The sequence below is a fragment of the Pseudovibrio sp. POLY-S9 genome, from assembly GCF_001431305.1.
Lineage (GTDB): Bacteria > Pseudomonadota > Alphaproteobacteria > Rhizobiales > Stappiaceae > Pseudovibrio.
On record NZ_LCWX01000099.1, the window covers coordinates 3,491 to 12,535 of the forward strand.

The following is a 9,045-nucleotide window of genomic DNA, read 5'->3' on the forward strand; positions in this document are numbered from 1 at the left end:
CTCCGCCCGGGCCACAAGAACTTCAAGCTGGTGCCAGTCGGCTTCGCGCTCTTTGCGAAACCTGGTCGAACGGATGAGATCGGTTTTGGACATCAGATCATCTCCCGTGCCTTGATTTCAAGATAGGTCGAGATCAGCTGGCTGGTGATGGTCTCCGGTGTTGCATCCAGCACTGTAATGCCCAGTCGGGTCAGCCGTTCCAGCACCAGCCGGCGCTCGTTGATTGCTTGGTTTGCTGCCACCAAAACCGCAACTCCATCAAGGTCTTCAGGTGCTGTCTCTATGAGGGTAACAGCCTCAGGATCGCGGATAGCAACAAAGATCAGCAGATGTCGCTTGGACAGAATAGTCAGGTTTTCAACCAACAATTCAGCTGAAGTGGTATCGACGAGATCTGTGAATACAATGATCAGGCTGCGTTTTGGTGTGCGCCCATTCAATTCGGACAAGGCAAGCGTATGATTGGTTTCGTGCCTGGAATAGGCCTGTTCGCTGCTCCAGCTGCGCAACCGGACAAAAGCCTGACGGCCTTGTGTTGGAGCAATGAAGGAGTGCGGGCGAAGGTCATAGGCGTAGTAACCGACCTGATCACCACCTATGGCTGCTGCCCACGCAACTGCCAGTGCTGAGCTTATGGCATGGTCGATTTTCGGTAAGCCGCCAATCTCCTCACTCATGAGATAGCCAGTGTCCAGCGCCAGTATCACGTGGTGATTGCGTTCAGCGCGTAACTCCCGGGCCACCAGTGACCGGCGTTTGGCTGACCGTTTCCAGTCGATGGACTTAACATCCATACCTTGGATAAAATCCCGAAGCTGATGGAATTCCGCCCCTTCCCCAATGGCTCGGTTTTCCTTGACACCATAGAGGGCCGATTGCACCGTTGTAGCGATCTCTCCCGACTGCACCAGTCGGATATTGGGGACGACCCGTATTTCCAGAGCGAATTCAAGGCGTGGTACAAACTCAAACAGTTTTAGTTGCGATGTCCAGCATAACCAGATGTGTTCAAAAGACCAGACACCGCGCCGGACACCGCGGCACGCAACCTCTGCAATACCAGTGCCATCGGCTTGTTGCGTAAAACTGATCTCAGCAACGCCGCTCAGGCCCTTGGGCCAGGCCAGTTGTGCTCGCAGACCAGCAGGCATCCGGGGGATCTCCAGCTTCAGGTTCTGGCTTTCACCAATAAAAATCTCCTTAGCCATATTGTAGCTGAGCTGCTTCCTGCGTGTGAATGACAGCAGCAGATCAGCTGCCGCAAGAAATGCAAGCAGTCCCCAGGGTGCCAGCGCGATCCCGCGCTGACCATCAGCAAAGACGATGCTCAGCATCGAAACCACGAGTGCAATGCAGGTGGCAAACAGAAGTCGGGGGGACGGACGGATCAGCGGGGGGCCTCAATCTGGTTGAGAATGTTTTCGAGTACCATCGCGGAACTGCGACCTTCGATCTCAGCTGACGGGCCCAACACTACACGATGGCGCAGCGCCGGGACAAACAGTCGCTTGACGTCATCGGGGATGGCAAAATCGCGACCGCTCAACCCCGCCATCGCCCGTGTCGCCGCCGCGAGTGCATCAGCGGCACGGGTCGATGCTCCAAAAGCAATCTCCGAGCTTTCCCGGGTCGCACGGACCAGACGCAGAATGTAGGCTAAGATGTCGTCGTCCAGAGTGATCCTGTCAATCAGCGCCCGACTGTCGGCCAGAGTCTGGGCGTCCAGAGTTTTTGTCAGGCCTCTAGTTTCCAACCCAGATTCTATCGGTGCGCCTGCGTGCTGGCGCAAAATGGCCATTTCAACGTTCTCCGGTGGGAAATCGATCACCAATTTAAATAGGAAGCGGTCTAGTTGCGCTTCGGGTAATGGATAGGTGCCTTGTTGCTCAATTGGATTTTGAGTAGCGACGACAATGAACTCGCGCCCCAGAGTATAGTCGGCGCCATCAATACTGACTGTACGTTCGTTCATCGCCTGCAATAGAGCTGCCTGAGTTTTTGGGGGAGCTCGGTTGATTTCATCCGCCAACAGAACCTGAGTGAAGACTGGGCCTGGGGTCAGGACAAACTCGTTGGTCTGGAAATTGAAGATCGAAGTGCCCAAAACGTCGCCAGGCATCAGATCTGGCGTGAATTGGATACGTCCGAACTCTAGATCCATGGCGGCGGCAAAACTGCGGGCGAGCAAAGTCTTAGCAGTACCTGGTGGGCCTTCCAGCAGCACATGGCCGCGTGCAAATAACGCGATCAGAAGCATAGTGATTACTTCTTCCTGCCCCAGAACGGTCTTACCAATCTCGGAACGCAGAGCATCGGACCGGATTTGCAAAGTTTCAAGTGTCATGGATTATTTGTTCGAATAGCGCTTCAAGTTCATCAACATGGTGGATCGCCTCCGCTGGAGATATTCGAGCTGGAAGGCTTCGAATTGCTGTAAGGACGCTTTCCAGCGCGGTGGCATGCTCGGGATTACGGCGCTTGACATATGCAAGAAATGTTCCCGACTCAGCATGCTGACGGGAAGAGGCCGCACCGTAGAGCACAGCTGCGATGGTGGCCAGCCGGGCCTGAGCATAGTCGCCGATCAAGGCTCCGTCCTGATCGCAAAGCCGCATTAGTCTGGCTCGCGCTTGAAAGGCTTGTGCTTTTCCGCTGGTACCGGCTGCAGGCACATGACGTACAGGGCCATAGCGCAACCAGGAACGCCAGAGGAAGAGCAGTAATGTTAGAAAGCAACCCAGCCAGAGCGTGAGAAACGGCGGTTCGAAAAACTGAATGAGATCTGCCCAGGTTCGCTCGCGTTGCACACCACGCTTCGGATCAATTATCCACGTGTCACGGCTGTAGTCGATCATCACATTACGGTCCTTGGCATACTCTTGCAGATAATCGAGTGCAATCGCGGAGTTATCTGCAAGCCGCAATCCATGATTGCTCAGCAGATCAGGATCGGACAAAACAAACAGCTGTTTACCGCTCGCCCTGTTTTCGCCTTGAGACATAGTGCAATCAGCCAGCACCATTGCTTCGGTTGCCCCGATTACCGGCTTACAGCCGGGGCTTGTGAACATCTGCGCAGCATAAAACTGTGCGGAAAATTCTTGTCCGCCACCTGTGGTATAGCTAAAATCGCTAAGAGGGGCGCTGGCATAAACTATTTTTGCGTCACTCTGTCCGGTTATATCTTGAAGCAGTTCTTCCACAGCAAAGCGCTTGCTCAACAAGACTGGATGCGCGACCCCAGCAAGGCGCATTCCACTGCGCCATTTGGGCAGGATGACAAGCGTTGGCACCAGGCGGATCTTCCGCTTAATTATCGCTAAATCCAGATCGTATTCATCCTGCTGATATAGCAGCTCGGTCTTAGTGAGAGGTTGGCTGCGACTTCTGTCCAACACTGTGTCGTATAGCGGCATCACCAGCAACCCGACAGAGTTCTGATCAACCTGCCAGCCACCGAGGAAGCTCTGTGTGCTGACGCCTTTGGATGTAAGCCAGATCTGCAGTCCGTCGAACCCGGAGGGGGAGGCTCTCAAAGCCTGCTGGCGCTGCGAGACTGCATAGAACACAACAAAAAGCAGCAATGCCCCAAAGACAATAATTGCAAGCGTTTCGAGCCGCAGTCTATTCTGCTTCGTGCTTGGTTCTGAAAGGCTCATGCGCACGCCTCGAACTGCAGCAGCGGACGTATATCTTCGACGTGCGACTGGAATTCCTCTTCGCTTACATCCCGACCACCGAAATGTACCCGTTCGCTAGCGTGAACGAGGTTGCGTAAGGCACTCATATAGCGATGTTCTCCCGGCAGATGCTTGAGCGCTTCACGCGCTGTCCAGCTGCGCTGTAACAATACTCCATCTGCCGAAACCGCTGCTATCAGAGCCGCTTGAGTTAGCTGAATGAGAGCTTCACGCCGGTCTTGAAGACGTAGAATACTGACCAGACTGCTTGGCCCTGCATCAGGTAAAGTTCCGCAACTGCGGTTTGCCCTGTCATGAGAGCGTGCGGCGTTGCCAGCATTCTGGCTCAGTGAAACTGAAATACTGCCGCCGTAACGAGCAAACACATATATAATTGCAAGCAACAGTGCGGCAGAAATCAAAAAAGCGTTAATATCGACACTGCCTGGTGACCATTCCCCGTCCTGATCGGATTGTGCTGGCAGCGCCTCTGGCTCTTGTCCAATCTCCATCGGTGGCGGAGGGCTGGATGGATCAAAATATACAACATCTGAATCTATGCCGCGGAACTTGATTGCCTGCAGATACGCCTCACCACTCTCTCCAATTTCTACTGCTGTCTCGGAAGATTGCTGCGCAGAACTCCAATGAGGCATTGTGATGAAACATGCAACTAAGCACAGTCTAATAAAGCAGATCATATTAATATCGACAATAAAACAATTTTCGCGATCAAATAAAATGCGACTGAATAGAGATTCCATACAGATTGTAGTGATCAGTGTCAAAGATCTTTCGCAGATTTACCGTTTAGGCGATCAACTGAGGTTCGAACAGTCGACGCTAAACGTCATTTTGGGTTAAAAGGCACTGAAAATTTAATATTTTCATCTGCAAAATCCTTATAAAAGATTGAACTGTAATCTTTATGTGGGGATGCTAAAAGCGCTATTCCGGCATAAAATCTAAATAAGTGGTTGATTAAAAACGCCTCAGTCCAACGGAAGATGAATATAGGCTTAGTATTGTTATGTGCAGACCTAGCATACTTGTTGTTGGAGTACCTTTGGGCAGAGAGGGCAATCATTTCGTAGATGGCTTAGATGCTGTGCGTCAATCAAGCTGTTTGGCCCGCCGGTCAGCAATAATAAAGCAGGCGGAATAGTGCGCGGCTCTGCTAAGTAGAAAAACTTTTGAGTAATCACAAGAAAGAAAAGCTATTCAATTAACGTGAGACTCACATAAAGGTTGCGATTGTACGTTCTGCAAACATCGCTACTAACAAAACATGGGTTGATAGCAATAATGGGCCACACGCAACTCCCATGAAGAACAACAGCAAGATTTTAAGTAATCCAGTTCAACCGCTGATAGAACCGCGCCAATGGCCGGTTATGGCCCTCGACGCTAGCAACGGTCTCTCACTGGCCGGGGTTTTCGCAGTGCATTGAACGTCAGCAAAGTCCGCATCTTACCAGTTCAAAATCACCAAACTTGGGTGAATGAGATTCAATGTTCCCTTGTTGTTGTTCGTAACGCCCAAATGTGCACGCTCGGTCCAGTTGGGCCTGTATCATAAAATGATACGCTGCATCCAAGGTCGGGTTTGAGACCTGTTACCCGAAGCTGCACTTTGGCCATCGTACAGGCCGGTCATTGGCAAAGATTTGATTGCCGTTTTCAGGTTCGTAGCGCTTGGTCTACTTCTGATAAAGTGCCCCTTGCATCTTGGGCTTCAGTTCGCCGAGGCCATCCGCCAAAAAATCCACGAACCTGCGAACCCGAACTGTTCGTCGCAATTCTGAGTGCAGCAAGATGAATAGGGTGCGATCAAATTCAACCTCGGTATTTGGCACTTGGCGCAAATCGGGGAAAATATGTTCAAAAACAACAGGCAGGAATGACATTCCACATCCCTGACTTAGAAGGCTTATATGCATATATGTTTCGCTTGAGGAGTAGCGAATATCGGCGGCAGGAAATCGAGATTGCTTCAGCCACGCCGGATTTTCACGTGATTTCGTCCAACCAACCCAACTCAATCCGGCACCCTCGGGTCCGGAAGTGGGTAAAACCTCATCAATATACTGTTGATTGGCGTAGATCCCGATTGCCATCGGGTAAAGTTTGCGCGCGGTGACGTCATCGGTTACCTCATATGCCGCTCGGAGAGAGACATCCGTTTCCGCTTGATTGATATCTTCTTGCGCATCGGTCAATCGCAGTTCCACATCGATGCCTGGATAGGCCTGATGAAACCGCGCCAGTATCGGCGCCACGACATCAAGGGCCATAGCAGGCGGCAGAGAAAATTTAATCGTTCCGGTTTCGGTTCTATCCAAACCTTCGACCCGGCGACGCGCTCCAAGAAATACCTGCTCGGCATCTTCCGCCATTGGCAAAAGAGCCTCTCCCGCTTCGGTTAACTCAAAACCGCGGCGAGAACGGGTAAAAAGCTGAACGCCATAGCTGGCTTCCAATACCTTGATGTTGCGGTTCACCGTAACATGATTGGCGTTCAGCATCTCAGCCCCAGCGCGCAGGCTTCCCTTGCGCGCAACAGCCAGAAAAAAAGGCATCATTTCCCAGTCGATGGACCGCATTTCGCATCCCCTATGTTTCATCAGGCGAACACTGTGTTCGAAATTATGCAATTTATACAGAGGTAATTGAAACATAGATATTGCTCAACAGAAAACTGGAGATATCTATGAAACGCAGAACCTTACTAAAATTTGCCGCCTTGGTTACAGCCGCATCCGTAATGTCGCTGCCCGCATTCGCGGACACTCATCAAGCGCAGGACAAAAGCTATATGACAGTGCTGGGCCAGAAGATCGCTTATGTTGATGAGGGCGAAGGGCGCCCCGTTGTCTTTTTGCATGGCAACCCTGCCTCTTCTTATCTTTGGCGCAACATCATCCCGCACCTGTCAGTCACGCACCGCGTGATTGCACCCGATCTGATCGGAATGGGCGATAGCGACAAGCCAGCACTTGAACATACCTATGCCGACAGCGCAGAATATATGTTCACCTTTCTTGACGCTCTGGATTTGAAGGATGCCGTGTTGGTGATCCATGATTGGGGGTCGGGTCTGGGCTGGCACTATGCGCGCACGCGTCCCGAACGTGTGTCCGCAATTGCCTTTATGGAGGCGATGACGCCGGACTTTATTCCCTACGAAAGCTACGAGTCACTGGGCGATTTCGCGGAATTCGTACGCAATGTGAACACGCCCGGTGTTGGCGAAGAAATGATCATGAACCAGAACATTTTACTGGATCAATTTATGCGATACGGCAGCCCGAATGGACCGCTCTCGGATGAAGTTATGGCAGAGTATAACCGCTATTACCCAACAGCCGAGAGCCGGAAAATATTGTTGGACTGGCCACGCGAAATTCCAATCGCTGGCGAACCGGCAGATGTCTATGAGGTGGCGACCGCAAATAACGCGTGGTTGCTGGCCAGTGATCTGCCGAAATTGATGTTCCACGTCGATCCAGGCGCGATACTTCCGATGGCCCAAGCCGAGTATTTGCAGAAGAACCTGAAAAACCTTGAGACGGTGTTTCTTGGCCAAGGGGGGCATTTCGTTCAAGAGGACTATCCCGATGAAATCGGCAAGGCTCTGGCCGAGTGGTTGACGCGGTTCTGACAGGTAACCGTCACAATGCGCCAAGGAAAGAACCGTTAGTTCGACGTGATCACCAGCGGACCCTTGGCGCAATCACAGACCCAATTGAAAATTCAGTTGATTGAAACCAATCCCCTTGGGGATTGAGATGAATAATGTTCGGAGAGACATATGACAAAATCAATGACAGCAGCAGTAATTAAGCAATGGGGCGGCGCGGCAATGTTCGAAATCGCGCAACTCCCCATTCCAGACCTTGAAGCCGACGACGTGCTGATCAAAGTGGCCTACGCGGGGGTCAATCCGGCAGATTGGAAAATGCGAGATGGACACCTCGCCTCGGCGATGCCAAACGCCAAGTTCCCTTTGGTTCTCGGGGTGGACGCTTCGGGTGTCGTGGTGGCGACAGGCAAAAACGTAACTGAGTTCTCTGAGGGCGATAGAGTTGCCTCAGCAACCAATATGTTTTCGGCTGGGAAGCCCGGGTCCTACGCAGAGTACCTTGTGGTCGATAAGTGCCGGGTTGCGCTGATCCCTGCAGATATGACCTTGGAATCTGCATCGACCATTCCGACTACAGGTGTGACGGCCTGGCAGGCACTGTTCGGGGCTGAAAAAGGTGCGCTCAGGAAGGGTGAGAGCAAGAAGATACTCATCAATGGTGCTTCGGGTGGTGTGGGCAGTTTTGCCGTTCAATTGGCAAAATGGGCTGGCGCAGAGGTAGCCACCACCTGCAGTGGCGCCAATTTGGACTATGTTAAGTCCCTGGGAGCCGATTTCCCGATTGACTACAAAACTCAAAGTATTAGCGACGAAATTTCCAAATGGGCTCCAAATGGCTTGAATTTGATCGTCGACACCATAAGCGCCGACTCGCTTGCTGATCCTGTGGCCTTGTTAAAGCGAGGCGGTCGGCTCGTTAATATCGCAACATTGACGGATGACGGAGATGTCGAAGCTCAAATCGCTGAAGCGAAAGAACGCGGTGTCGAGAAAATTTTGGCTTTTGTCGACGATGCGAGTTTCGGCGCGGAAATTCGGGAAATCGTTAATTTGGTTGAGGCTGGCGAGTTGAGCCTTCCTCATACCGAGTTTTTCGAATTGGGCGATGTGGTTCGTGCGCATGAAAAGCTGGAGACAGGACATGTGAAGGGTAAACTGGCGCTGTGGGTATCAGGTGATCAATAAAATCTTTCAACCGGCGGATCCTTGTTAGCCTAGGCTCCGCCCCTAGTTCTAAAAAGTAGAAAACATCCAAAAATGTGTGAAAATTGGAGGCCGTACTGTTCGGGGCGTTCGGTCACTAAACGCTTATTGGAAAGTATGATGCGAACGTTAGCTATCTGTCCCGCTTCACAGTCACTTACGAACCCAAAATGCTGCGCCATCGACCAATGTCAACTTTCGGGAGGCGAGTAAGTAGATTTTGAAGTGGGCTGAATGTCAGCAAAGGGGCCGTTCGAGTAGTTACAGATCGTTTGCAGGGACTACTGAACATGCCTCTTGATGGAACTGATTCAACCCTTGCTAAAAACGCCCCAACGGCGGCTAGGGCCCTCAGCGCCAAGCGGATTAAAGCCAACCCTAAGTCGACATCACGCTCTGTAAAGGCAGCTCCGTCATTAAGCGAATGGCATGTGTGGATGGCTCCTGCTTTGCAAGACATTTTTGAGATGATCGGTACCTTTGTCAGAAGCAGTCATGTGTCCGGCCTGTTTGCGCGGT

8 protein-coding genes are annotated in these 9,045 nt (G+C 51.8%); 3 read left to right on the forward strand and 5 right to left on the reverse strand.

The genetic code is table 11. The features are described 5' to 3' along the window. Positions 1 to 92 precede the first annotated feature (92 nt). The 5 genes from PPL9_RS08705 to PPL9_RS08725 all read right to left on the reverse strand — a co-directional run bounded on the left by PPL9_RS08705 (position 93) and on the right by PPL9_RS08725 (position 6,283). Positions 93 to 1,334, reverse strand: a complete 1,242-nt coding sequence (locus PPL9_RS08705; RefSeq protein ID WP_200962168.1) for a DUF58 domain-containing protein — start codon at positions 1,332 to 1,334, stop codon at positions 93 to 95. 53 nt (positions 1,335 to 1,387) lie between these two features. Continuing rightward, on the reverse strand, positions 1,388 to 2,344 hold the full coding sequence (locus PPL9_RS08710) for a MoxR family ATPase (RefSeq protein ID WP_057462343.1): 957 nt from the start codon (positions 2,342 to 2,344) through the stop codon (positions 1,388 to 1,390). Next, positions 2,334 to 3,659 carry a hypothetical protein gene (locus PPL9_RS08715; protein WP_057462344.1) on the reverse strand — a complete coding sequence of 442 codons (1,326 nt, stop codon included), beginning with the start codon at positions 3,657 to 3,659 and terminating at the stop codon, positions 2,334 to 2,336. The genes PPL9_RS08710 and PPL9_RS08715 overlap by 11 nt, the downstream gene beginning before the upstream one ends. Further along, positions 3,656 to 4,468 (reverse strand): DUF4129 domain-containing protein, encoded by an 813-nt coding sequence (locus PPL9_RS08720; protein WP_208989254.1) that lies wholly within the window; start codon positions 4,466 to 4,468, stop codon positions 3,656 to 3,658. Before PPL9_RS08720 ends, PPL9_RS08715 begins: the two co-directional genes overlap by 4 nt. A 912-nt stretch (positions 4,469 to 5,380) precedes the next feature. Continuing rightward, positions 5,381 to 6,283, reverse strand: a complete 903-nt coding sequence (locus PPL9_RS08725; RefSeq protein WP_057462345.1) for a LysR family transcriptional regulator — start codon at positions 6,281 to 6,283, stop codon at positions 5,381 to 5,383. A gap of 107 nt (positions 6,284 to 6,390) precedes the next feature. On the opposite strand from PPL9_RS08725, the gene PPL9_RS08730 reads away from it, so the two are divergent. The 3 genes from PPL9_RS08730 to PPL9_RS33150 all read left to right on the forward strand — a co-directional run. After that, positions 6,391 to 7,341 (forward strand): haloalkane dehalogenase, encoded by a 951-nt coding sequence (locus tag PPL9_RS08730; protein ID WP_057462346.1) that lies wholly within the window; start codon positions 6,391 to 6,393, stop codon positions 7,339 to 7,341. Positions 7,342 to 7,491: 150 nt separating this feature from the next. Next, positions 7,492 to 8,508 carry an NADP-dependent oxidoreductase gene (locus tag PPL9_RS08735; protein ID WP_057462347.1) on the forward strand — a complete coding sequence of 339 codons (1,017 nt, stop codon included), beginning with the start codon at positions 7,492 to 7,494 and terminating at the stop codon, positions 8,506 to 8,508. A gap of 308 nt (positions 8,509 to 8,816) precedes the next feature. Beyond that, a partial coding sequence (locus tag PPL9_RS33150) for a hypothetical protein (RefSeq protein ID WP_208989255.1) occupies positions 8,817 to 9,045 on the forward strand: 229 nt, incomplete at its 3' end.